Annotated in this window: 16 protein-coding genes and 1 pseudogene; 9 read left to right on the top strand and 8 right to left on the bottom strand. The window is 72.8% G+C overall.

Features of this window, described 5'->3' with window-relative positions:
• Positions 1-21: 21 nt before the first annotated feature.
• Genes ACBJ32_RS27655 through ACBJ32_RS27645 form a run of 3 tightly spaced genes read left to right on the top strand, consistent with a single transcriptional unit; the run spans position 22 to position 2956 of the window.
• On the top strand, positions 22-1266 hold the full coding sequence (locus ACBJ32_RS27655) for an extracellular solute-binding protein (protein WP_375129177.1): 1245 nt from the start codon (positions 22-24) through the stop codon (positions 1264-1266).
• Positions 1263-2144: a carbohydrate ABC transporter permease gene (locus ACBJ32_RS27650; protein WP_375129176.1), complete on the top strand. Its 882-nt coding sequence runs from the start codon at positions 1263-1265 to the stop codon at positions 2142-2144. The genes ACBJ32_RS27655 and ACBJ32_RS27650 overlap by 4 nt, the downstream gene beginning before the upstream one ends.
• Entirely contained in the window at positions 2141-2956 is an 816-nt protein-coding gene (locus ACBJ32_RS27645; protein WP_357872558.1) for a carbohydrate ABC transporter permease, read from the top strand. The genes ACBJ32_RS27650 and ACBJ32_RS27645 overlap by 4 nt, the downstream gene beginning before the upstream one ends.
• Here ACBJ32_RS27645 and ACBJ32_RS27640 read toward each other — a convergent pair.
• From ACBJ32_RS27640 to ACBJ32_RS27630, 3 genes are all read right to left on the bottom strand, one after another.
• Positions 2927-4027, bottom strand: coding sequence for a winged helix DNA-binding domain-containing protein (locus ACBJ32_RS27640; RefSeq protein ID WP_375129175.1), 1101 nt, complete (start codon positions 4025-4027; stop codon positions 2927-2929). The genes ACBJ32_RS27645 and ACBJ32_RS27640 overlap by 30 nt on opposite strands.
• A gap of 93 nt (positions 4028-4120) precedes the next feature.
• Positions 4121-5698, bottom strand: coding sequence for a clostripain-related cysteine peptidase (locus ACBJ32_RS27635; RefSeq protein ID WP_375129174.1), 1578 nt, complete (start codon positions 5696-5698; stop codon positions 4121-4123).
• Positions 5668-6690 carry a hypothetical protein gene (locus ACBJ32_RS27630; protein WP_375129173.1) on the bottom strand — a complete coding sequence of 341 codons (1023 nt, stop codon included), beginning with the start codon at positions 6688-6690 and terminating at the stop codon, positions 5668-5670. Before ACBJ32_RS27630 ends, ACBJ32_RS27635 begins: the two co-directional genes overlap by 31 nt.
• 176 nt (positions 6691-6866) lie before the next feature.
• On the opposite strand from ACBJ32_RS27630, the gene ACBJ32_RS27625 reads away from it, so the two are divergent.
• The 4 genes from ACBJ32_RS27625 (at position 6867) to ACBJ32_RS27610 (ending at position 14463) form a co-directional block, all read left to right on the top strand.
• Complete coding sequence (locus tag ACBJ32_RS27625) at positions 6867-9707, top strand: AAA family ATPase (RefSeq protein ID WP_375129172.1); 2841 nt, start codon at positions 6867-6869, stop codon at positions 9705-9707.
• 97 nt (positions 9708-9804) lie between these two features.
• A complete protein-coding gene (locus ACBJ32_RS27620; RefSeq protein WP_357872569.1) occupies positions 9805-10809 on the top strand; it encodes a hydroxyacid dehydrogenase in 1005 nt (334 codons plus the stop codon).
• A gap of 84 nt (positions 10810-10893) precedes the next feature.
• Entirely contained in the window at positions 10894-12510 is a 1617-nt protein-coding gene (gene metG / locus ACBJ32_RS27615; RefSeq protein WP_375129171.1) for a methionine--tRNA ligase, read from the top strand.
• A gap of 33 nt (positions 12511-12543) precedes the next feature.
• Complete coding sequence (locus tag ACBJ32_RS27610) at positions 12544-14463, top strand: protein kinase (protein WP_375129170.1); 1920 nt, start codon at positions 12544-12546, stop codon at positions 14461-14463.
• Positions 14464-14541: 78 nt separating this feature from the next.
• Here the strand turns inward: ACBJ32_RS27610 and ACBJ32_RS27605 are convergent, their stop codons facing one another.
• The 3 genes from ACBJ32_RS27605 to ACBJ32_RS27595 form a co-directional block, all read right to left on the bottom strand.
• A complete protein-coding gene (locus ACBJ32_RS27605) occupies positions 14542-18459 on the bottom strand; it encodes a protein kinase (RefSeq protein WP_375129169.1) in 3918 nt (1305 codons plus the stop codon).
• A 121-nt stretch (positions 18460-18580) separates the two neighbouring features.
• The gene (locus ACBJ32_RS27600) at positions 18581-19099 is read right to left on the bottom strand and encodes a GNAT family N-acetyltransferase (RefSeq protein WP_375129168.1); all 519 of its coding nucleotides are present in this window, start codon (positions 19097-19099) and stop codon (positions 18581-18583) included.
• Between the two features lie 48 nt (positions 19100-19147).
• Positions 19148-19633 carry a shikimate kinase gene (locus tag ACBJ32_RS27595; protein ID WP_375129441.1) on the bottom strand — a complete coding sequence of 162 codons (486 nt, stop codon included), beginning with the start codon at positions 19631-19633 and terminating at the stop codon, positions 19148-19150.
• A 62-nt stretch (positions 19634-19695) separates the two neighbouring features.
• Between ACBJ32_RS27595 and ACBJ32_RS27590 the strand changes: the two genes are divergently transcribed.
• Positions 19696-19977, top strand: coding sequence for a hypothetical protein (locus tag ACBJ32_RS27590; RefSeq protein ID WP_080045654.1), 282 nt, complete (start codon positions 19696-19698; stop codon positions 19975-19977).
• Positions 19978-19990: 13 nt separating this feature from the next.
• Positions 19991-20371 (top strand): annotated as a pseudogene (locus ACBJ32_RS27585) (ChaB family protein); the annotation flags it as partial.
• A 370-nt stretch (positions 20372-20741) separates the two neighbouring features.
• Here ACBJ32_RS27585 and ACBJ32_RS27580 read toward each other — a convergent pair.
• Positions 20742-22571, bottom strand: coding sequence for a transketolase (locus ACBJ32_RS27580; RefSeq protein WP_375129167.1), 1830 nt, complete (start codon positions 22569-22571; stop codon positions 20742-20744).
• A 122-nt stretch (positions 22572-22693) separates the two neighbouring features.
• Positions 22694-23707: an SDR family oxidoreductase gene (locus ACBJ32_RS27575; RefSeq protein ID WP_375129166.1), complete on the bottom strand. Its 1014-nt coding sequence runs from the start codon at positions 23705-23707 to the stop codon at positions 22694-22696.
• Positions 23708-23713: the final 6 nt, after the last annotated feature.

Genomic DNA, 23713 nt, shown 5'->3' with positions numbered 1-23713 from the left:
GGTCGCGCTCGGGAGGTAATAGTGAAGTTTCTTAACTATGTTGCCGCCGGCGCCGCCCTGCTCGCGCTGGCCGCCTGCGCCCCCTCGACCGCCCCCGCCCCGGGCGGCGCCGACGAGAAGACCGGCACGCTGCGGGTCTGGCTCTTCGACGAGCCGAACCGCGCGCCCAAGGAGAAGGTCGTCGGCGAGGCCGTCAAGGAGTTCACCGCCGCGCACGCCGGCGTCCAGGTCGAGGTGACCTACATCCCGACCACGCCGGCCAGGCACGAGAGGTTCAAGGGCGCCTTCAACGACCCGGCCAGCTCGCCCGACGTGGCCGAGTACGGCAACACCGACCTGGCCGAGTACGCGGCCGCCGGCGGGTTCGCCGAGCTCGGCCTCCCGGCCGGGGACCTGACGCCGGACCTGGTCGAGTCGGCCACCGTGAACGGCAAGCAGTACGGCCTGCCCTGGTTCATCGGCGTCCGCGCCCTGTACTACCGCACCGACGTCTTCGAGGAGCTGAAGCTGGAGCCGCCGTCGTCGATCGCCGAGCTGACCGAGACCGCCCGCACGATCCGCGCGAAGAAGCCCGGCCTGTACGGCATCGCCGTCGGCGGCGAGTACACCTTCGGCGCCCTGCCCTTCGTCTGGGACGCCGGCGGCGACATCACCGCCCTCGACTCACCGGCCTCGCGCAAGGGCGTCAAGGCGTACACGGACCTGCTCGCGGACGACATCTGCCCGCCCCAGGCCTGCGTGTCGCTCACCGGCGGCAAGACCGTCGAGCTGTTCGCGAGCGGCAAGGCCGCGATGGGCATCCTGGGCAACTTCAACCGCTCCGCCGTGGACGCGGGGGCGGCGGCCGGCAAGTACGCGGTGGTCCCGCTGCCCGGCTCGGCCGAGGGTTCGATCGCGCCGGCCTTCGCCGGTGGCAACAACCTCGGCGTCATGAAGCACGCCGGGCACCGCACGCTGGCGGTGGAGTTCGTCGAGCTGCTGGGCGGCAAGGCGTACCAGACCAAGATGTACGAGGCCATGGGCAACCTGCCGACGCTGACCTCCGCGCGGGACGAGCTGGCGGCCAAGGACCCGTTCCTGAAGCCGTTCCTCGACACGGTGGCCAAGGGCACGAAGTTCGTGCCGATCGACCCCGCCTGGGTGAAGATCGACAACGGCAAGGTCATCCCCACGATGCTGCAGAAGATCGCCACCGGCCAGGCCACCGTGGACGCCGCCACCACCGAGGCGGCAGCCGCCGTCAAGACGGCCTTCGGCCGCTCGTGAGAGCCCGGTTCGACCACCGGCCGTGGCTCTACCTGCTGCCCGCCGCGGCCGTGCTCGTGCCGCTGTTCGGCTACCCGCTCTACATGCTGGGCCTGCTGTCGGTCTTCGACTACCGGCAGGCCCAGGTCAGCGGCGGGCAGCCGAGCACGTTCGTCGGGTTCGGGAACTACGCGACGCTGCTGGGCGACGGCCGGTTCTGGGAGGTGCTGCTGCAGACCGTCGCCTTCGCGGCGGCGCTGGTGCTGGCCACGCTGGCGGTCGGAGCGGCGCTGGCGGTGCTGCTGACCCGCACCGGGCCGGTGCCGAGGACCGCGCTGTCGCTGGCCGCGCTGGGCGCGTGGGCGGCGCCCGCGATGACCGGCAGCACCGTGTGGATGTTCCTGTTCGACGCCGATCTCGGGCTGGTCAACCAGGTGCTCGGCCTGGACGGGTTCAACTGGTTCTACGACCGGTGGGTGACCTTCCTCGTGGTCGGGACGACGATCGTGTGGCACTCGTTCCCGCTGGTCATGCTCACCCTGTACGCGGGCATCCAGGCCATCCCCGGCTCGGTGCTGGAGGCGGCGGCGCTCGACGGGGCCTCTGCCTGGTACGCGTTCTGGAAGGTGATCGTGCCGATGTTGCGGCCCCTGGTCACCATCGTCGTCATCCAGTCGGTGATCTGGGACTTCAAGGTGTTCACCCAGATCTACGTGATGACCAACGGCGGCGGCGTCGCCGGGCAGAACACCGTGCTGAACGTCTACGCCTACCAGACCGCGTTCGGCTCCTCGGAGTACGGGCTCGGCTCGGCCATCGCCGTGGTCATGACGCTCGTGCTGCTGGTGTTCACCCTGCTCTACATCCGGGCGCTGCATCGCGGAGGGGAACGGCCATGAGGAGAATCGTCCCCGGCACGGTGGCCTGCGTGGTCGCGTTCCTGACCGCGTTCCCGCTGTACTGGATGGTGCTGTCGGCGCTCAAGCCCGACGGCGAGATCCAGTCGCTGGACGTCAGGCCGTGGACCCTCCACCCGACCCTGGACAACTTCGCCAGGGTGCTGACCGGGGAGGGTTTCGGGCGTTACCTGCTCAACAGCGCGGGCGTGGCGCTGAGCGTGGTCGTGCTGTCGGCCGCGGTGGCGTTCCTCGCGGCCGTGGCGGTGACCAGGTTCAGGTTCCGGTTCAGGACGACCGTGCTGATCATGTTCCTGATCGCGCAGATGGTGCCGGTTGAGGCGCTGACGATCCCGCTGTTCTTCGTGGTGCGGGACCTGGGGCTGCTGAACACGCTGGTCTCGCTGGTCGTGGTGCAGCTCGCGTTCACGCTGCCGTTCGCGATCTGGATGATGCGCGGGTTCGTCGCCGCCGTGCCCGAGGCGCTGGAGGAGGCGGCGATGATCGACGGGGCCGGGCGGGCGACCGTGCTGTGGCGCATCCTGTTCCCGCTGGTCGCGCCCGGACTGGTGGCGACCAGCGTGTTCTCCTTCATCACCGCCTGGAACGACTTCGTCTTCGCCAGGACCTTCATCATCTCCGCCAAGGACAACCAGACCCTGCCCGCGGCGCTGCTCGTCTTCTTCAAACCGGACGAGAACGACTGGGGCGGGATCATGGCGGCCTCGACGCTGATGACGATCCCGGTGCTGATCTTCTTCGTCGCCGTTCAGCGGCGGCTGGTGTCAGGACTTGGAGGGGCCGTCAAGGACTGAGATCTCGTGCTTGTCGCCCGGGGCCAGGAACTCCAGCAGCCGCCGTCCCTCCTCCTCGGCCTCGTCCAGGACCTTGATCGGCTCCCACTGGTGGAGGTTGAGCGTGGAGACGCCCTTGGCCCGGGTGACCGTCCAGTCGCCGGCCGTGACACCGTCCACCAGGATCACGCGGGGCATCACGTTCGTGCCCATGAAGCCCTGGAGCACCGCCGCCCCCGTCTCGGTGATCGTCCTGGAACGGTCGGCGTAGGACAGGAAGAGGTTGTCGAAGTCGTACATGAGGCGCACCGGGGCGGGCACGTCCTCGCCGGGCCGGGGCGCGTCCGGGAGGTCGTACAGGGTCCTGCCGGCGTCGTCCCTGAACCTGACCAGGTCCATCGACTCGACCACCTCGCCCAGCCGGGTCAGCCCCGACCACGCCTGCACGTCCTGCACCGACGCGGGCCCGAACGCGGCCAGGTAGCGCCGCACCAGCTCGGCCGGCGTCATCGGCGGCACCTCGAACCCGATCCAGGACTCCGCGCTCGTGTGGGCGATCGGCCCGCTCTTCCCCCACACGCCGCGCGGCGGCACCTGCACCAGCGGCACCAGGCAGCGCACGCCCTGGCCCAGCGCGTGCGGGTCGTTGCCGGGCCAGCGCTCGGCCAGCGCCCGCCCCAGGTCGGCGAACGTCATCGGCCGTTCCTCCAGCAGCGCCCGCCCCACCGCCGCCAGCTCGTCGAGGTCCACGCCCGCCAGCCGCTTGCCGAACGTCGTGCGCGTCATGCGCTCGGTCACCGCCTGCAGCAGCGGCCGCATGGCCAGGCAGTCGCGGGCGGAGACCAGGTGGATGGTGGAGCGCTGCAGCGCGATGCGCACGAGCTCGCGCGAGAGCAGCAGGTCGGCGGCGTCGGCGGGCCTGAACCCGGCGATGCGGTTCCACAGGCCGGTGTACCAGGTGTGCGGGGTCTGCGCCTGCAGCCCGCCCAGGTGCTCCACGACCTCGGTCACGGAGCTGCCTGTGCGGCGCAGCAGGTGCTGGCGCTCCAGCGTGGCCCGGTTGAGCGCCCTGCGGCTGATGAGGGGATCCATGACAGTAAAGGTAGGGGCTATTGCGGCCGGTCCCGGGCCGCAATAGCCCCAGCGACGCCGGCGGAACGCCGGCATGTGGCCTCTGACGCCCTCCTACCGTCTGATGGTACGCGCCTTCGCGTAGTCCCTGAGGAATTCGTCCCACTCGGTGTGCTGGGCGATCTGGAGGTCCCCGTAGTAGCGCGAGATCGTGCGCTCCATCGGGAAGTACGCGCTCAGCCCGCCGCACTCCTCGACCTTCTCGCCCAGGTGCCCCTCGTCGATCACGAAGCCGCCCGGCCCGTGGATGGCCAGCAGCTTGTCGGCCACCGAGGCCAGCGTCGGGTCGGTCCGCGAGTCGGCCACCAGCGCCAGGCAGATCGTGCGCAGGTCCGTCAGCGACCGGTCGATGTGGAAGCGGGTCGCGACCGACTGCACGCTGTCCACCACGGACCGGTTGACCCGCACCTGCCGGCGCATGCCTTCGGCCAGCGTCTGGAACTCGCGCATGAACTCCTCGATGCGCGTCGCGTCCACCGCGCACTGGGTGACGGTCCGGTGCGTGCCGCGGTAGGACTTGACGTACTCCTCCACCACGATCCGGCCGAGCTCGCGCGCGTCCATGCGCGGGTCGGCCGCCATGGCGGTGAGGATCTCGGTGTACGGCCAGCCCTCGTTGGGTTCGAGCTCCTCCGAGCCCACCACGACGCCGGCGTGCTCGCGGATCTCGTAGCAGACCTCGAGGTTGCTCATCAGGCAGGCGTCCATGCCGAGCAGGTCGATCGGCCGGCCGAGGTCCTGGTGGACGGCCCGCATGACGTTGCACAGCTCGATGGTGTCCAGCGAGTGCAGCGTGCCGTCGTCGCCGGCGATCGCCCGGTCCTGCCCGGTCGGCAGGCGGAGCACCTCGGTCAGCGACGTGGTGAACAGCGCCTTGGTGATCTCCTGCGACTCCGTCAGCCTGGACAGCTCCGAGAAGGCCGGCTCGCCGTCGGCCATCGCCGCGCGCGGCGCCCTGCGGACGTAGCCGCTCTCCACGTCGCGCCGGACCGCGCGGCCCCTAACCTGGGTGTAGATCTGGTCGAGGTCGTCCGGGGTCCAGCCGCCGCCGTGGTTCCAGATCACCAGCGCGTACCGCCTGGCGGGCGCGCGGGCGACGGACCAGCGCACGAAGTCCAGCAGCGTCTGCGGGTGGCCGGAGTCGACCGGCGGGTGCAGCTCCTCGATCAGGTCGGGCGCGCCGCCTGCCCTGATCTCCATGTGCTGGGCCCGCCCGCCGGCGTCCTGCCGCTTGACGAAGCAGGTGACCCGGACGCCGTTGTACGACTGGACGGCGCGCAGCTCCTCCAGGTCGCGTCCCGCGGCGTCGGACAGGTTGTTGTTGCCCGCCATGTAGATCATGACGGTCCACTCGGCCTGCCCGTCCGGGCGGGGCTCGTCCGCCATGGCCGTCGGGGTCCGGCCGAGCGCCCGCCACGTGGCGGGGCCCGCCACGCCGTCGGCGGGCAGCCCCGCGCGCTGCTGGACGCTCAGCACGGCCCCGTAGGTGGCGCCGCCGAAGTACCCGTCGGCCCGTACCCGGTGGCCGCGGGTGCGCAGCAGCTCCTGCAGCCGCCTGACCTCTTCCCCTCTGCTGCCGAGCCGCAGCGTGGGCCCGGCCATCAGTCGGCGGCCCAGTGGAAGTTGAAGCACTTGCCGTCCGGCGACAGGTCGCCGATCGGGACGACGTACATCGGCGCGTGCTCGCCGAACATCCGCGCCTTCCACAGCACGATCGAGCCGCCGGCCTGCACGGCCCTGGACTCGAAGACGGCGTAGCGGTCGCCGTCGGTCTCGACGAAGCAGAGCTGCCTGTCGGTCTCGTCGGTGACCTGGATGCCCTTCCACCAGATGCTGTGCGGCGCCGTCGTGATGCGGATCTCGGTCGTGCCGGGCTGGGCCGGGGTCTCGGTCAGGTGCAGGACGTCGCCGTCGCGCAGCCGGTGGGCGCTGGCGAGGTCGTTCCTGGTGATCCGCATGAGCTGCATCGGGCCGCGGCCGGGCATGCGCTCGTAGCGGAGGGGGGAGCGCTGGTCGCCGTGCACGATGGCCAGCAGCTCGGGGAGTTGCGAGACGATCGCGGGCAGCGTGGCCTGCACGATGGGGCCGAAGTAGCGCTGGTTGAGCTCGCGGTCGGTCACGCGTACGGGGTGCTCGGCCCGCATGCCGTGCATGGCCTGGAGCAGGCCGGGCAGCACCTGCATCATGATCGGGGTGACCGTGCCGAGCAGGTGCGGCACGAACTGCAGGAAACGGTCCTCCTCGTTCTGGTCGGTGTCGGCCTTGGCCGGGCCGAAGGAGAGGAGCTGCTCCACCAGCGGCGGGATGATGGCCTGCACGACCGGCATGAGGACGGCGGCCACGTCCATGAACGACCGGTCGGCGGCGAGCTGGGCGTAGGTCTGCGGGCCGGCGTACTGGTGCTGCTGGTACTCCACGGGCCGGTGCTCCATGCGCGGCCTCATCGGCAGCATGTGCGCCTGTTGCGGACGTGCGCCGAACTGGTCCGCTGCCTGGTGGGTCAGCTGGAGTCCCTGGAGGATCGTGGGGAACAGCACGTTGAGGATCCGTGTCTCCGCTCCCCGCTGCTCCTCTGCGATGTAGGACGGCATCATGTTCTCCCGGCGTTTGGGGCATTCGTCCACGTTGGACGGTATGAACGGGTTTTGCCGCGAGCATCAGGGAACGCCCTGGGGATTACCCCGGGGCGTTTCCCTAATGACCGAAAGAGCTGACTCGGGTCAAGGACACTGGACGCCCGCCGGGCCAAGGCACACGATGAACTTCGGCCCAGGGAACATCCGGCGAGGGGGTGAGTCCGATGGCAGCCCGCGCCCTCCGCAAGGGACCCGAGCGCTCCCGGGACGAACAGTTCGTCGGCCGGTGCCGGGAACTGGCGGTGCTCCACGCCCAGCTCGGCCGGGTCTGTGAGGGAAGGTCGAGCCTCGTCGTGCTGGAGGGGCCGGCCGGGATCGGCAAGACGGCGCTGGCAGGGGAGTTCCTGTCCGCGATCGAGAACGCGGTCGTGCTGGAGGTCAGCGGGGACGACGGCGAGTCCGAGCTGCCGTACGGCGTGCTGGCGCAGCTCGGGACGCAGGCGCAGCACGTGCCCGAGGTGCTGGCCGGGCTGGCCGCCGGGGCCACCCCCGACCCGCTGGCGGTGGGGGCCGCGCTGCTGGAGCTGCTGGCCCAGCTCCAGCTCACCGCGCCCGTGGTCGTCGCCATCGACGGGGCGGACTGGGCGGACCTGCCCTCGTTGCAGGCGCTGACGTTCGCGCTGCGGCGGCTGCGTACCGACCGGGTGCTCGCCGTCGTGATCGTCAGGGAGAACGACCATCCCCGGCTGCCCGAAGGGTTGCGGCGGCTGCTGCGCAGCAGCGCGGCGCTGCGGCTGCCGCTGGGCGGGCTGAGCGCGCGCGAGCTGCAGGCGCTCAGCGCCGGGCTCGGTCCCGTACGGCTGACGCCCCAGGCCGCCGAGCGGCTGCACGAGCACACCAGGGGCGTGCCGCTGCACGCGCGGGCGCTGCTCCAGCAGGTGCGCGCGGAAACCCTGGCCGACGTGGACGCCCCGCTGCCGGCGCCGCGCGCGTACGCCACGCTGGTGCGCGGACGGCTGGTCGGGTGCGAGACCTCCGCGCAGCGGCTGCTCACGGCCGCCGCCGCGCTCGGCACGTCCGCGCCCCTGCACCTCGTGGCCCGCATGGCCGAGCTGGCAGAGCCGCTGCCCGCGCTGGAGCAGCTCACCGCCGCCGGGCTGCTCGTGGAGTGGCGTACGGGGGCGGGGGTGTCGGTGGGCTTCCCGAACCCGCTGGTCAGGGCGGCCGTCTACCACGACCTCGGGCCCGCCACGCGGCGGCGGCTGCACCTGCTGGCCGCCTCCCTGGTGGACGACGTGGTGCACCGGCTGCACCACCGGCTCGCCGCCGCCGACCAGGTGGACGACGCGCTCGTCCGCGAGGTCGCCCTGGTGGGGCGGCGGCAGGCGGCGGCCGGGCACTGGGCCGGCGCGTGCGGGTGCCTGACCCGGGCCGTGCAGCTCACGGAGAACGGGCCGGAACGGGACCGGCTGATCGCCGAGGCGGTGGAGGCCCTGCTGGCCGCCGGCCGGCCGGGAGACGCCGGGGTGCTGGGAGCCCAGGTGGCGCCCGGCGGGGATCCCGGGGTGCACGGTTACGTGCAGGGGTCGGTGGCGCTGGTGGCGGGGCGGGTCGAGGAGGCGGTGCGGCTGCTCGACGAGGCGTGGACGCACGCGGGCGGCGACGCGTGGCTCGCCTCGGCCATCGCCGCCCGCCAGGCGATGGCCGGCCTGCTCCGCGGCCGCGGCGCGGACGCGGCCCGCTGGGCGGAACGCGGTACGGCGGAACGCGCCACGAAGGAGGGCGGGGTGGCGGTGGGCGGGGCGAGCGGTGGGCGGGTGGCTGCTCGTCGGCGGCAGCCGTGCGGTGCCGAGGCGGCCGGCGGCGGGCGGGCGTTCGTGCGGTTCGCCCGGCTGGTCGGGCTGGGGCTGGGCGGGCACGTCCAGGAGGGGCTGGCGGCGAGCGCCGAGCTGCCGGTGCCGGCCCAGGGCACGGCAGGGGAGCTGGGCGCGCTGCTCGGCCGCGGCACCCTGCGCCTGTGGGCCGACGACCTGACAGGCGCGCAGGCGGACCTGCTCGGCCTGCTCGCCGTGAGCGCCGGCAGGTCGGCGCCGTTCCAGCTCCTGGTGGCGATCACGCTGGCCCAGGCCGAGTACCGGCTCGGCAGGTGGGACGACGCCGCCGGGCACGCCGAGCTCGGCGCCTCGACCGCCGACGACTTCGGCCAGGCGTGGCTGGCGAGCTACGCGCACGCCGTGGCCGCCCTCGTGCCGGCCGCGCGCGGCGAGTGGGAGCGGGCCGCCACCCACGTACGCGCCGCCCGCGCCGCGTGCTCGCCCGGCAACGTCTGCGCCCAGGTCAGCACGGCCGCCGCCGAGGCCCTGGTGGCCACGGCCCGCGGCGACCACGACGCGGTCGTCACCGCGCTCACCCCGCTCACCAGGACGGACCTGCCCGACGAGCCGGCCGCCGTGCTCTGGCGCACGCTCCTGGCCGACGCCCTGGTCAACGCCGGCAGGCCGGAGGAGGCCGAGCAGGTCCTCCTACCGTGCGAGCTGCCGGCCCTGGACAGGGAGCGGCGCGGCGCCCTGGCCGCCGCCGCGCGCGCCAGGGCGGGGCTGCACGCGGCCAGGCACGAGCCGGGCGAGGCGGAGGCCTGCTACCAGGTGGCGCTGGAGCACACCGCCAAGATCGAGACACCGTTCGAGGAGGCCAGGATCCAGCTCGCCTACGGAACGTTCCTGCGCCGCAGGGGCCGCCGCTCGGCCGCCGCCGAGCAGCTCGAGGCGGCGCAGCTCACGCTCTCCAGGCTGGGCGCGCTGCCGTACCTGGAGCAGTGCGACCTGGAGCTGGCCGCGAGCGGGCGGGCGGTGCTGCGCCCGCAGGACACCGCCAGGCTCGGCCTGACGCCGCAGGAGCACACGGTCGCGGTGCTGATCAGCAGGGGGCTGACCAACCGGCAGGCGGCACGCAAGCTGGTGCTGAGCGTCAAGACCGTCGAGTACCACCTGAGCCACATCTACACCAAGCTCGGCATCACCTCCCGGACGGCGCTGATCGGGAAGCTGAGCGATCTCGGTGAGTGACGCGCCCCCGGTGGCGCCGTCAAGGCGGCCCGCGCGGGCCCGGCCCGCGCGTGATCGTTATGATCGCGTTGACCGTATTGACGTTCGGGGGAGCGTGATGACCGTTTCGCGGCCGAAGACCCTGCTCGCGATGGGACCCGACATCGCCACCCGGCTCATCACGGGGCCGGTGCGCGAGCGCCTGGTCGCGATCGCCGACGTGGACCCCGGCCTGGTGGCCGCCGACTTCGCCGACCCGGCCGTAGCCGGCGCGCTGGCCGAGGCGGAGGTGCTCTACACGAGCTGGTGGTGCCCGCCCATCACCGCCGAGGTGCTGGCCGCCGCGCCGCGCCTGCGGGCCGTCGTGCACGCGGCCGGCTCGGTCAAGCACCACGTCACCGAGGCGTGCTGGGAGCGCGGCCTGCTCGTCTCCTCCGCGGCGGCGGCCAACGCCGAGCCCGTCGCCGAGTACACGCTGGCCGCGATCCTGTTCGCCAACAAGCGGGTGACCGACATCGCCCGCCTCTACCGGGAGCACCGGGAGACGCGGCTCGACTACGACGGGATGTTCCCCGGGTTCGGCAACTACCGCCGCACGGTCGGCATCATCGGCGCGTCCAAGATCGGGCGGCGGGTGATCGAGCTGCTGCGGCCGTTCGAGCTGGACGTGCTGGTCGCGGACCCGTACCTGACCGAGGACCTGGGCGTGCCGCACGTCGAGCTGGACGAGCTGTTCGAGCGGTGCGACGTGGTCAGCGTGCACGCGCCCGCGCTGCCCGAGACCCGCCACCTCGTCAGCGCCGCCCGCCTGGCCCGCATGCGCGACGGCGCCACGCTGATCAACACCGCCCGCGGCGTGCTCGTCGACCAGGACGCGCTCGTCGCCGAGCTGGCCTCCGGGCGGCTGTACGCGGTCATCGACGTCACCGAGCCCGACCTGCTGCCGGCGGACTCGCCCCTGTACGACCTGCCGAACGTCCTGCTCACCCCGCACATCGCCGGGTCGCTGGGCGGGGAGCTGGCCCGCATCGCCGACCTGGCCGTGGACGAGCTGGACAGGTACGCCCGGGGCCTGCCGTTCGCGCACGGCGTAGCGGCGGACGAGCTGGCCACGCTCGCCTGACCGGCAGCACCCTGCCCGCCCGGCGGATCCGGCGTCCGGCCGTTCACGCGAAACGACGGTCACGCGGCCAGTAGGATCTCGCCCATGGCGGCCTCCGGATCAGGGAATCAGAGTGGAAAGGCGTTCTACGTCACCACTCCCATCTACTACGTCAACGACGCTCCGCACCTGGGCCATGCGTACACGACCGTCGCGGGCGACGTGCTCACGCGCTGGCACCGGCAGCGCGGCGAGCGGGTGTGGTTCCTGACGGGCACCGACGAGCACGGCCAGAAGGTGCTGCGCACCGCCGAGGCCAAGGGGGTGAGCCCGCAGGAATGGTGCGACAAGCTCGTGGAGGAGGCGTGGAAACCCCTCTGGCGGCATCTGGAGATCGCCAACGACGACTTCATCCGCACCACGGAGAAGCGGCACACCGACCGGGTGCGCGAGTTCGTCCAGGACCTGTACGACAAGGGGGAGATCTACCAGGGCGGGTACGAGGGCCCGTACTGCGTGGGCTGCGAGGAGTACAAGCTCCCCGGCGAACTGATCGCCGGCGAGGGCGAGCACGCGGGTGAGCAGCTCTGCCCGATCCACAAGCGGCCGGTGGAGATCCTCAAGGAGGAGAACTACTTCTTCAAGCTGAGCGAGTACGGCGACAGGCTGCTCGCTCACTACGAGGCCAACCCGGACTTCATCCAGCCCGAGTCCGCCCGCAACGAGGTCGTCAACTTCGTCCGGCAGGGCCTGCAGGACCTGTCCATCTCCCGCTCGACCTTCGACTGGGGCGTGCCCGTCCCGTGGGACGGCCGGCACGTCATCTACGTGTGGGTGGACGCGCTGCTCAACTACGCGACGGCGGTCGGCTACAACCAGAACCAGGACACGTTCGAGGGCAGCTTCCCGGCCGACGTGCACCTGATCGGCAAGGACATCCTCCGCTTCCACGCGGTCATCTGGCCGGCGCTGCTGATGGCCAACGGGCTGCGGCTGCCCGGCCGCATCGTCGCGAACGGCTGGCTGCTGGTCGGCGGCGAGAAGATGTCGAAGTCGAACCTGACCGGCATCAGCCCGCGCGACATCACCTCCCACTTCGGGGTGGACGCCTTCCGCTGGTACCTGCTGCGCGCGATCGCCTACGGCCAGGACGGCTCGTTCTCCTGGGAGGACCTCGCCGCCCGCTACACCTCCGAGCTGGCCAACGACTACGGCAACCTCGCCTCCCGCGTGGCGGCCATGGTCGGCAAGTACTTCGACGGCGTCCTGCCCGAGGCGACCGCCGACGGCGAGGCCGAGAGGGCCGTCCACGACAGCCTGGCCAAGACGGTCGCGGAAGCCGACAGGAAGATCGGCGACGACGTGGAGTTCCAGGCCGGCATCCAGACCATCTTCGACTTCGTCAAGCAGGTCAACGGCTACATCTCCGAGCAGGAGCCGTGGAAGGTGGCCAAGGACGACTCCCCGGAGGGCCGGGCCCGCCTGGCGACGATCCTCTACACCGCCGCGGAGTCCCTGCGCGCGGTCGCGGTGCTGCTGAACCCGTTCATGCCCGAGAGCTCCCAGCGGCTCTGGGAGTCGCTCGGCGCGGAGCCCGCCCTCGGCGCCCTCGCCGGCCAGCGGGTCCAGGACGCCGGTGAATGGGGCAGGCTCCCGGCCGGTTCGACGATCACCAAGGGCGCCGTCCTGTTCCCGCGCCTGGAGGACAAGCCGGGCGCGTAGCGGACCCCGGCGGCCCGGCCCTACGCTTCCCGCATGGACAAGAGGGTGATCGACGGTCGCTTCGAGCTCGTGGAGCGGCTCGGTGGCGGGGGCATGGGCCTGGTGTGGCGCGCCTGGGACGTGGCCCTGCACCGCGAGGTCGCGCTCAAGGAGGTACGCCCGCCCGACCCCGCCATCGAGGAGCACGACCCCACCCTCGCCCGCGAGCTGCGCTCCAGGGTGCTGCGCGAGGCCCGCGCCCTGGCCCGGCTGAACCACCCCCACGTGGCCACCATCCACCACATCGTGGACCCGGGGGAGCACGGTTACCCCTGGATCGTCATGGAGCTGGTCACCGGCGGCTCCCTCCAGGACCACCTCCAGCACGGCCCCCTGCCGGTCAGGGAGGCGGCGCGGCTGGGGCGGGAGGTGCTGTCCGGGCTGCGGGCCGCCCACTCGGTCGGCATCCAGCACCGCGACGTCAAGCCCGCCAACGTGCTGCTGCGCGAGGACGGCCGCTCGGTGCTGACCGACTTCGGCATCGCGGCGATGCGGGAGTCCACGAGCCTCACGGCGACCGGGTCGTTCATCGGCTCGCCCGAGTACATGGCGCCCGAGCGGATCAACGGGGTCGAGGGCGATCCCGCCTCCGATCTGTGGTCGCTGGGCATGATGTTGTACGTCGCGGTGGAGGGGCGGCACCCGCTGCGCCGCGGCACCACGCTGGCGACGCTCGCCGCGGTGCTCAACCAGGACGTGCCGCCCGCGGAGCGGGCCGGGGCGCTCACCTCCGTGCTGAGCGCCCTGCTCGTCCGGGACCCGTCAGCCCGGCCGGACCCCGAGACCCTGGACCGGATGCTGGCGGAGGCCGAAGCCGGCCGCACACCCCCGCAGCCCGGCCCGTACGCCGGCGGCCCCGCGACGCCGCAGCCCATGGCTCCCGGCCCCGCCTTCCCCGGGCCCGCGCACCCCGCGCCCCCCTTCTCCGGGCCCGCGCAACCTGCGCCCGCTTCCTCCGGGGCCGTGCAGGGCGCACCCGCCTTCTCCGGGCCTGCGCACCCCGCGCCCGCTTCCTCCGGGCCCGTGCAGGGCGCGCCTGCCTTCTCCGGTCCCGCGCAGCCCGCGCCCGCCTTCCCGCCTGCCGGGCACACCGTGCCGCCCGGGTACGCCTTCCCGCCCGCCGCAGGGCAGACCGTGCCGCCCGGGTACGCGAAGGCCCCGCAGCAGCCCCCGTGGGGCCCGGGGCCGGTCCAGGGGGCGGACACCGCGAACACGCGCCGCAGCCGGCGCGGAGCGGCGGTGGCGGTGTCCGTGTCCGCGGCGGCGATCGCGGTGGTGGCGGCCGTGCTGGTGTGGCAGTTCCTCCCGCCGGCCACCCCGGGCGCCGACGGCGACCCGCGGGCCACCAGCCTGAGCCTCGGGACCGGCCCCGCCACCACGGAACCAGCCGATGAGCCCGTCGAGGAGCACACGGACGACCCCACGGACGACCCCACGGATGAACGCACGGACGAACCCACGGAACAGCCCGCCGAGAAGGACCTGCTGACCCCGGCCGGCATGCGCGGGATGATCGCCAAGCTGAAGCCGGTCATCGGCGGCACCAAGGTCGTCAAGATGTCGATCCATCCGACGCACGCCTCCGTCTACGTGCCCCGCAAGGACGACCCGGAGGTCTACGACAGCTACGACTACCGCGACGGCGAGGTCACCGGCCCCACGGCGGGAAGCACGTTCGACACGCCCCTGGTGGACCTGGCCAAGTTCAACTGGAACGCCCTGCCGAACCTGCTCAAGAAGGCGAAGCAGGACCTCGGCGCGCGCGCTCCGATCTCCCACCACATGATCGTGGACCCCGACTACTCGTTCACCTCGACGAGGCAGGTGCTGCTGGTCTACGCCTCCGACGAGTACAACCGGGGCGGTTACCTGGTGGCCAACCCCCAGGGGAAGGTGCTCAAGGTCGTCGACTGACCGGAGCAAGCCGCAGCAAGCCGCAGCAAGAAGGCCGCCGAAGGCGGCGCCGGGTCGGCGGGGCGTCCGTCCGCAGGGTCAGCAGCTGTCCTGGTAGCCGCTCTCCGGGATCAGGCGCGCCCACTCCGCCCTGCTCAGCGCCCCGCCCGCCCGCGCGCACACCTCGCGCGCCGTCAGCCCCGGGTCGACCGCGACCTCCCGTACGGTCCCGTCGAGCGCGACCCCGCGCAGCCGCTTGCCGTCCTGGCTGAAGGCCAGCCCGGCGGCCCACGAGCCGACCTGGCCGACCTCGCGCAGCGCCGCGGTGTCCCAGAGCGAGGTACGGGCGGCATCGACGGCCAGCAGGTCGCCGCCGGGGGAGAAGCGCAGCTCGTCCACCGGGGCCGAGCCGGTCTCGATCGTGCCGATGGGCTCGCGCTCGCGTACGTCCCACAGCAGCACCCTGCCGGCGTCCAGCGCGATCGCCAGCCTGGCGCCGTCGGGGGAGAAGGCCAGCGCCGTCGGGGCCGCGCCGTCGCTCAGGTCGAGCGGGGTGATCCGGCCGGTGGGCAGGTCGAGCAGGTTCGGCCCGGCGGCCAGCGTGGCGCCGTCGGGGCTGAAGGCCAGCGCCAGGTCGCCCGCGCCCGCGTACGCCTTGATCCGCCGCCCCGTGCGCACCTCCCACGTCTCCAGCAGCGTTCCGCGGGCGGTGGCCAGGGTGCCGCCGTCGGGGGAGAGCGCGACGGCGGGCACGTCACCGCCCGCCCTGATCATGGACACCTGCCTGCCGCCGGCCACCTCCCACACGGTCACCGGGTCGCCCGCCACCGCCAGCAGCCGCCCGCCCGCGTCGAACGCCAGGTCGCCGGCCGCCGCGATGCGGCCCAGCTTCCTGTGCTCCTCGGTGTCGGTGAGCTCGATGGCGTCGCCGACCTCCTTGGCGGCGACCCGGCCGTTGCCGGAGAACGCGGCGACGTGCCCGTCGTCGGACGGCGCCGGCAGGCCGGTCACGTCGAGCGAGACGACCGAGCCGCTGCCGCTGAGGTAGCGCAGCTGGCGGCCGTCCGAGGAGAAGGTCAGGCCGTGGCCGGGGTTCTGGAGGGGGTAGGAGCCGGCCAGGCGGCGCTCGGCGACGTTCCAGACGCGTACCTCGCCGTCGCCGGGGAGTGCCAGCAGGCGGCCGTCGGGGCTGAAGACCAGTGGGCCCGCCGACGCGCCAGGGGTCGTCTCCAGCCCGTCCACGACCTCGGCACCCCACGCGCCGTCCTGCGGCGGCCCGGCTTCGGCCTCCCGTCCCGTGGTCGGCGCGGCCCCCGTATCGCCGCCCGGCCGGGTCGCCTCGCCGTCGCGGGTGCGTGCCGCCTCGCTGTCGCGGGTGCGCGCCGCCTGGGGATCGCCGCCGTCCGGCTGCCCGGCACCCGCATCGCCGGCGTCCCGCCGGTCCGCTCCGGTCGCGCGAGGCTGCGGCCGGGCGGTGCCCGAGTCGCCGGTGCCCGGCCTGGTGGCCTCGCTCGCGCGGGTCTTCGTGTCGGGTTGCGCCGTCCCCGCCCGCGCGTCCGGCCGGCCTGTTCCGGTCGCGCGGGCCTGCGGCCCGGCGGTCTGGCCGCCGCCGGCGCTGAAGGTCTGGACCCCGTCCCGCCCGGTCGCCGGCGCGCCCGCGCCGGTGCCCTCGGACGCGCCCGCCGCGGGAGCCTGGGAGGTGCCCGCCGTGGGAGCCTGCGAGGCGGCTGCCGCGGGGGCCTGTGAGGTACCCGTCGCGGGGGCCCGCGAGGTGCCTGCCGCTGGAGCCTGCGAGGCGGCCGTGGCGGGAGCCGGGGAGGCGGGCGGGGCCGAGGGGCGGGCCTGGGCGGGGGTCGGGAGCGCGAGCACACCAGGGCTCTGCGCGGCCGCGGGCGGGGCGGGCCCCGGGCTGCGGGCGAGGTCGGCGGGGGTGTCGGGGCCCGGCTCCACGGCCGCGCCGAACGTCTCCGCGGACCCCGTACGCGACCGGACGTCCTTGGCCCCCACCAGCGTGACCCCGTCGCGCCCCGCCACCGCCAGCGTGCGCCCGTCGGGGCTGAAGGCGAGGGCGGGGGCGGCCGCGTCCGCGAGCGGTTCGACCTCGACCACCCCGGTCCTGGTACGGCCCGCGGCCAGGTCCCACAGCTCGACCCGCCCGCTCAACCGCGAGACGGCCGCCCGAGTCCCGTCGGGCGACAGCGCCACCTTCGCGTCCGGCACGTCGAGCAGCACGCGTGTCCCCCGGTAGACCCGTGTCCTGTTCCCCCTGCTGATCGCGTAGACGGCGGCGGCGGGCGGGCGCCCGGTGGTCACGTCGATCGGCCCGCCGCCCCCCTCCGCGTACCGGCCGTCGTCGCTCAGCGCCGTGGCCCCGGCAGGCAGCGCGTACGACGCCGCCCGCCGCCTCGACGGCACGTCCCAGACGGTGAGCGCACCGGTGTCCCACCTGACCAGCGCGTCGCCGCGCAGCAGGTAACGGGCCCGCGCATCGGCCTCGGGATCGGTGAACACGGCCAGCTCCGGCTGCACCAGCGAGGTCTGCAGCGCCGCCCGCGCCTCGAAGACCGGCGCCAGCCGCCACGCGGCCACGCTCAGCCGCATCGCCGTACGCGGGTCGGAGGTGCGCAGGGCCTCCGCCCTGGCGGCCACGGCGCGGGCGTCGGCCTCGATGAGGCGCTCGCGCAGGTCGTTCTGGCCGTGAACGGACACGACGGTCATCGTGACCGCCACCGCCAGCACCGCCGCCACCGTCGTCAGGGAGGGCACCAGCAGCTTCCTGCGCTGCTTGGACAGGGCCACGCTGTCGTTGATGAAGTCGCGTTCGAGCTGGTTCAGCCGCACGTGGCGGCGCTTGGTCGCGGCCCAGCCGAGCGCCGTGTCGAGCTCCTGCCCGCGCAGCAGGTGGCCGCGCCCGCGCCGGTGCTCGGACCAGTGCCTGGCGGCCTGGCGGATGCGGCGGTGCACCAGCATGCCCTCGCGCTCGTCGGCCACCCATCCGCGCAGCCGCGGCCAGGCCCGGTAGAGCGCGGCGCTGGCCGGGGCGACCCGGTCGTCGCTGACGGCGACGAGCTTGCCGACGGAGGTCTCGACGCCCGTCACGCGTACGCTGCGGCGTACCAGCAGGCCGGCCTCCATGAGCGGCCGCAGCACGTCGCCCTCGTCGTGCGGCGTGTCGCCGTCGAGCAGGCGCAGCAGCAGGCCGGGCACCTCCTGCTGCTGGGCGGGCGTGAGCCCGGCGTACACCTCCTCGGCCAGCTCGCCCAGCGACCGCTGCCGCACGTACGCCTGCGGCGGGCGCAGCTCCGCCACGCCGTCCACCAGCAGCTCGGCCGCCGTGGGACGGTCGGCGGGGTCCTTGGCCAGCGCCCGCCCGACCAGCTCGCACAGGGAGTCGGGCAGGCAGCTCAGGTCGGGATCGACGGTCAGCAGCCGGCGCATGACGCCGCCGAGGCTCTCCCCGCGGAACGGATCGTGCCCGGTCGCGGCGAACACCACCACCGCGCCCCACGCGAACACGTCCGCCGCCGCCTCGGCCGCCTGGCCGGTGAGCACCTCGGGCGCCTGGTAGGTGTACCCGCCCACCGGCCCGGAGACCGGCAGCCCCAGCTCGATCACCTTGGGGCCGTCGTCGGCCAGCAGCACGCTCTCCGGGTTCAGCCCCCGGTGGGTCAGCCCCGCGTCGTGCAGCGCGCGCAGCACCTCCGCCAGCGCCCCGGCCAGCGCGACCAGCTCGTCACCCGCGTACGGCCCCCGCAGCGCGACGGCCTGCCGCAGGTCGGGCCCGTTCACGAACTCGCTCACCACGTACGGGACGCCTTCGTCGGACCCGACGGCGACCACCTCCGCCAGATGGCGGCAGGTCACCCGCTCGTACCGACGTCCGACCTCGCCCCGCGGCACCGTGACCGCGAACCTGCGGCCCTCGTCGTCGTAGGCGTCGTAGACGACCCCGCGCCCGCCCGCGCCCAGCCTGGCAGCCAGCCAATAGCCGCCAAGCCTTTCTGGGTCACCGGGCACCAAGCGCATCGTCACTGGAGCTTAGATGCACGACACCGCCCATTGGTTGTCCGGGACCACGTAACCGGGAGGGACGCCACAGGTCCCCCGCGCGCCTCGGGGGACCCATGCGTCATGATCATTATGCCAGGCTTCGCGATCCGGCCTGCCACTCGTGCCGCAGGACGGCCATGAGCACGCAGTCGTGCCACTCCCCGTCCCACAGGAGCGCGTCGCGCTCGACGCCCTCCTCGACGAAGCCGAGCTTCTTGTAGACGTGCCGCGCCCGCTCGTTGAAGGCGTAGACGCCCAGCCTGATCCGGTGCAGCGGCGTGGTGGTGAAGGCGTGGCGGAGCACCAGCTCGATGGCCTCGGTGCCGTAGCCCTTGCCGAACACGCGGGGGCCGATCAGCCCGATGCGCAGGTTGCACGCCAGGTTGGCGGTGTCGAGCTCGTTGAGCACCACCTCGCCGACGTACTCGCCGTCCGCCATGATGGCCAGGTCGAGGCGGTCGGGATGGTCGCCGCGCGTGGCGTACCACAGGCGCAGGCCCTCGGCGTCGAACTCGGCGTGCGAGCCCGTCAGCTTGCGCACGTCGGGGTCGGAGACCAGTTCCAGCAGGCCCTCGACGTGCTCGGGACCGACCGGGCGCAGCGTCACGCGCGCACCCTTCAGCGTGGGTTTCTCGGCGAACATCCCTTCTGGCTATCAGTCGCGATCAACACCGGGCAAACCCATTTTCCCGAGCACCGTGTCCCGCACCTGCTCGGGGGTGAGCACGCCGACGTCGCAGATCAGGTCCGCCACCTCGCGGAAGTACACCTCGCGGCGGGCCCGCATCTCCCGCGGGTCGTAGTCGGGGCGGTGCTTGCTGGTGCGCATGCGCTCGGCCAGCACCGCGTCGTCGGCGTCCACCCAGACCACGAACGCCGCGCGCATCGCCGCGCGCACCTGGGCGTTCTCCAGCACGCTGGCCGCCGCGGCGATCACCTTCGGCTCACCCGCCAGCGACTCCAGCACGTGCTCGGCCTCGTACCGGTGCAGCGCCTGCTTGCCCTCGCGGGCGGCGATCGGCGCGGAGGTGGCGCCGTGCTTGTCCTGGAGGTACTGATCGCTGTCGGTGAAGGGCAGCCCGAGCGCCTCAGCGATCAAGCGGCCGGCGGTCGTCTTACCCGCGCCCATGAGCCCGATCATCACGACTGGTTTGTTTTTCGACATGTGGATAGAGGTTCCTTCGTGTCAAGGAGGTAAATCTGATGACCATCGCCGGAAGCATCATCCTCATCATGCTCGGTGCGATCCTCACCTGGGCCGTCGAGTTCGACCTCGCCGGCCTCGACATCAACGTAGTGGGCGTCATCCTCATGCTCGGTGGCCTGGTCGGGCTCCTGTTCGGCATATACAGGATCACCGTCACGCGCCGCGCGGTCGGCCCGATCGACGAGCCGGTGCACCGTCACGAGATCTACGAGGAGCCCGAGACGCGCAGGACCACGGTCTACGAGGAGCGTCGCCACTACGACGAACCACCGCTGTAGGAGGTGAATCGACATGCCAGCCGTTGAAGAGCTGCCGTCGACCATCAAGCGTTCTCCGAAAAAGGCGCAGAACACGTGGATCAAGGCGCACGACTCGGCCGTCAAGGAGTACGGCGAGGGGCGGCGCGCCCACATGACCGCGTTCGCCGCGCTGAAACATTCCTTCGAGAAGGTGGGCGACCACTGGGAGGCGAAGAACGGCAAGGGCCCTTCCGACAAGGGCGCCACCGACCGCTCCGGCCGGACGGCCGAAGGCGTGGACGCCAACGCCAGCAAGGAACACCTGCAGAAGGTGGCCGCGAAGCTGGGAGTGACCGGCCGGTCGAAGATGACCAAGCAGGAGCTGGTCGGCGCCATCAAGAAGGCCAACAGGACGGCCACGGCCAAGTCCCGCCCGGGCGCGAAGTCCAACGGCGCGACCAAGTCCAACGGCGCGAAGTCCAGCAGCACGACGAAGTCCACCGGCACGAAGTCCACCGGCACGAAGTCCAGCAGCACGAAGTCCGGTGCCAAGTCCACCAGCACGAAGGCGGCTTCCTCCTCGAAGTCCGGCCCCAGGACGACGTCCAAGGTGAAGTCGGGGCCCAAGTCGACGACGTCCAAGTCGACGTCCAGGACGAAGACCGCTGCCAAGAAGAGCTCCACGGCGAAGAAGTCCCGCTGACTGAGCGGGGCGTACCTGCGCCACTGGGCAGACCGACCAGAGGGCCGCCGATCTCGATGGATCGCCGGCCCTCACTCATGCCCGCCCGCAGCCGCCCCGCTCACAGCAGCCGCTTCACCGCGTCGGCGATGGCGTGACGGTCGATCCGGGCGTCGGCGAGCTGCTCCTGCGGCGTCGCCGACCCGGGCAGATCGGTCACGGCCAGCTTCACCACGCGCGGCCCCAGCTCGCTCACCGCGTCCATCACCGCGTCACCCAGGCCGCCCTCGACCCGGTGGTCCTCCACCGTGATCAGATTGCCGGTGGTGGTCGCCGCCTCGACCAGCGCGGCCGTGTCGACGGGCTTGATCGAGTACAGGTCGATCACCCCCACGCGGACGCCGTCCGCCTGGAGGTCGTCGGCCGCCGCCAGCGCCTCGTGCACGGTGACGCCCGCCGCCACGATCGTGGCCCGGTCGCCGGGCGATTGCCGCAGCACCCGCGACCCGCCCACGGGGAACCGCTCACCCGGCTGGTAGATCACCGGCGTGTCGCCCCGCGTGGTGCGCAGGTAGGACACGCCCTCCAGGTCCGCCATCTCGGCGATCAGGGCCGCCGTCTGGTTGGCGTCGCACGGGTACAGCACGGTGCTGCCGTGCACGGTCCGCATCATCGCCAGGTCCTCCAGGCCCATCTGCGAGGGCCCGTCCTCGCCGATGGCCACCCCGGCGTGCGAGCCGACCAGCCGGATGTCCGCCCGGCTCACACCCGCCATCCTGATGAAGTCGTGCGCCCTGGTCAGGAACGCCGCGAAGGTGGCCGCGTACGGCTTCCACCCGCGCACCTGCAGCCCGACGGCCGCCGCGACGAGCTGCTGCTCGGCGATGTACATCTCGAAGAACCGCTCGGGATGCTCCTTGCCGAACGTCTCCGTCTTCGTCGAGTCCGCCACCTCGCCGTCCAGCGCCACCACGTCCCCGCGGGCCGAGCCGAGCGCCGCCAGCGCCGCCCCGTACGCCGTCCGTGTCGCCACCTTCTCACCCACCGGGTACGAGGGCAGGGCCATCCCGTTGCTGCCGAACCGGAACGGCGCCGCGTCCACCTCCGGCTTGTGCACCTCGACCCGCACGCTCCTGGGCCCGCCCAGCTCCTCGACGGCCTTGCCCGGGTCCTTCAGCGCCTTGCCGTGGGCGCCCTCGCGGTTCTCGACCTCCAGGACCCCTTCGCCCTTGCGGGTCTTGGCCAGGATCACGGTCGGCCGCCGCCGCGTGTTGCGGGCGTCGCTCAGCGCGTAGTCGATCTGGCCGGGGTCGTGCCCGTCGATCTCGATCGTGTGCCAGCCGAACGCCCCGAACCTGCGCGCGTACGCCCCGGTGTCCCAGCCGTGCCTGGTGGGGCCGCGCTGGCCGAGCCGGTTCACGTCCACGATCGCGGTCAGGTTCGCCAGCCCCTCGCTGCCGGCGTGCTCGGCCGCCTCCCAGATGGAGCCCTCGGCCAGCTCGCTGTCGCCGCACAACACCCACACCCGGTACGGCACCCGCTCCAGCCGCCCGGCCATCGCCACCCCCACCCCCACGGGCAGCCCCTGTCCCAGCGACCCGGTGGCGACGTCCACCCAGGGCAGCCGGGGCGTGGGATGCCCCTCCAACCGGCTGCCTCTTCGCCTGAACGACAGCAACTCCTCGTCGCTGATCACCCCGGCCGCCTTGTAGAGCGAGTAGAGCAGGGGAGAGGCGTGTCCCTTGGAGAAGATCAGGTGGTCGTTGGCCGGGTTGCCCGGGTTGTCGAAGTCGTAGCGCAGGTGGCACGCGAACAGCACGGCCATCAGGTCGGCCGCGGACATGGACGAGGTCGGATGGCCGGAACCGGCCTCCGCCGCCGCCCGCACGGAGTCCACCCGCAACTGCGCCGCCAGCTCTGCCAGGTACTGAAGATCGCGGTCAGGCATCATGACCTCCCCTGAGATGGTTTCCGCCCCGCCTACCCCGGCGTCGCCGCTTAACTCGGCACAAGCGCCCGCGCCCCCGGCCGCCGCGCTCCGGCCGGGGTCCTCTCAGGGGAAGGGCGGGTGGGTCAGCCGCGCCGCGTACGCCGTACGGCGGCGAGGGCCGCGGCGGCGGCGGTGCCCGCGAGGGTGAGCAGGACGGGGCCGCGGTGCTGGGAGAGCCACAGTTGGGGGCTGCGCTTGTGCGAGCGGTGGTCGAACGAGCCGTGCGCCCCGTAGTCGCTGTTCTCGTCGGCGGGCTCCCACAGGTTCGCCACCCCGGTGGGCGCCTTCTCGTCCGTCACCTGCGACTGCGCGCCCGTCCTGGCAAGGTAGCGGTCCACCAGGGCAGGCGCGACGCGCTGAGCGAGCATGGTGGCGACGGTGCTGGTGCCGACCCAGTACTCCTTGCGCTCCGGATGCGAGGCGGCGTGCACGATCGCCCGCGCGGCCACCTCCGGCTGGTAGATCGGGGGGACGGGCTGCGGATGGCGGCGCAGCTTGGACAGCACCCAGTCGAACTGGGGGGTGTTGACGGCCGGAAGCTGGACGAGGGTGACGTGCACGTTGCTGCCGTCGGACATGAGCTCGGTACGCACCGACTCCGTGAAGCCCTTGATGGCGTGCTTGGCCCCGCAGTAGGCGGACTGCAGCGGGATGCCGCGCTGTGACAGGGCGGACCCGGTCTGGACGATGGCGCCGGCGTTGCGGGGGCGCATCAGGTCGAGGGCGACCTTGGTGCCCCAGACGTAGCCCAGGTACGTCACCGCGGTGGTGCGCTCGTACTCGTCTGGGGAAATATCGGTGAATTTGGCGAAGACGGAGGAGAAGGCGGTGTTTATCCAGACGGAGATCGGGCCCATCTCCTTCTCGATGCGCTCCGCCGCCGCCCGTAGCTGCTCGTAGTCGGCCACGTCCGCCTCGTACACCTGCCCCGTGCCGCCCTCCACCCCCACGTCCACGGCGGCGGCGCCCAGGCCGGCCGTGCCGCGGGCGATCAGCGCCACCTTGGCGCCCTGCGCGCCGAGCTCGCGCACCACCGCGCGCCCGACCCCGCCGCTCGCGCCCGTCACCACTACCACGCGTCCACGAAGTGGTGCCATGTCGTG

This window comes from Nonomuraea sp. GTA35, from assembly GCF_041950525.1.
Lineage (GTDB): Bacteria > Actinomycetota > Actinomycetes > Streptosporangiales > Streptosporangiaceae > Nonomuraea.
The sequence above is the reverse complement of the archived record's forward strand: the minus strand, read 5'-3'. Positions and strand labels throughout refer to the sequence as shown.